Source organism: Cupriavidus sp. 01L46 (assembly GCF_056399905.1).
In genome coordinates this window covers 1-1,106 of sequence record NZ_JBFTSF010000624.1, presented here as the reverse complement: position 1 = coordinate 1,106, position 1,106 = coordinate 1, and the positions used below count along the sequence as shown (strand labels likewise).

2 protein-coding genes are annotated in these 1,106 nt (G+C 67.1%); both read right to left on the bottom strand.

The window, feature by feature from the left end; all coding sequences use genetic code 11:
* Positions 1-676 (bottom strand): sulfatase family protein (locus tag AC1DS3_RS38935; RefSeq protein ID WP_477129400.1); only part of this gene is annotated, 676 nt, incomplete at its 3' end.
* The coding region (locus AC1DS3_RS38930; RefSeq protein ID WP_477129399.1) for a tripartite tricarboxylate transporter substrate-binding protein at positions 673-1,106 on the bottom strand (434 nt) is incomplete at its 5' end. The genes AC1DS3_RS38930 and AC1DS3_RS38935, both read right to left, overlap by 4 nt.

Below are 1,106 nucleotides of genomic sequence, written 5' to 3'. Positions count from 1 at the left end.
AGGTGTGGATGTTGCCGCCGTCGAGATGGAACAGGTTGTAGCTGACCTGCTGCGCCAGCGCGGCGTCGTCTCGGGTTTCCCACGGCCAGTGCGGCGCGGTGTAATGCAGGCTCAGGAAAAACGGCGCGCCCTCCCCACTCATGCGCGTCACGTAATCCACCGCGCGCCGCGACAGCAGATCAGTCAGGTAGCCGGGTTCCTGGTGTTCCACCTCGTTGTGCCACAGATCGTGACGGCCGCTGGAATCGCAATGCGTGAAGTAATCGACACCGCCCGCCATGGGGCCAAAAAACGCCTGATAGCCCGACAGCAGCGGCCCGAACGCCGGCGCGAAGCCCAGGTGCCATTTGCCGATCAGCGCCGTGCGGTAGCCCTGCGCCCGCAGCAGCGAGGGCAAGGTGGGATGCGCCGGCGGCAAGCCCAGCGTGTTGCTGCCACGGCTTTTGCTGTTGATCGGCTCCTCGGCCGCGCCGCGCAGCCGGTACTGGTAACGCGCCGTCATCAGTGCAAAACGCGTGGGAGAGCACACCGGCGAGTTGGCATAGCCCTGCGTCAGCATCAGGCCGTTGGCGGCCAGGCTGTCGAGCACCGGCGACACCGGCTCGCGTCCGCCATAGCAGCCCAGGTCCGCATAGCCGAGATCGTCGGCGACGATATAGATCAGGTTCGCTTTCATTCGACTTTCATGCCGGTGGCAACGATGAGTTGACGATATCGCTCGGACAGGTCCGACAACCGCCGCGCTGCCGCCGCGCCGGTGATGCCTTCGGGCTGCAGGTCCAGCGCCTGCATGCGAGCCTGCACATCGGGCCGCACCAGCGCGGCGGCGATGGCGCGCTCGAGCACKCGCACCACCGCCTCCGGCGTGGCCGCCGGCACCATCGCCACATACAGTACCTCATGCTCCAGCGCCTTCATGCCGAGTTCTGCCACGGTTGCAATGCCCGGCGCCAGCCGCGAGCGCTGGTGGCTGGTCACCGCCAGCGCCGTCACCTTGCCCGCATTGACGAAGGGCAGCATGCTGGGCGTGGCCAGGATGCCGCCATCCACCTCGCTGCCCACCACCGCGGTCACCGCCGGCGTGCTTCCCTTGTAAGGCACATGGT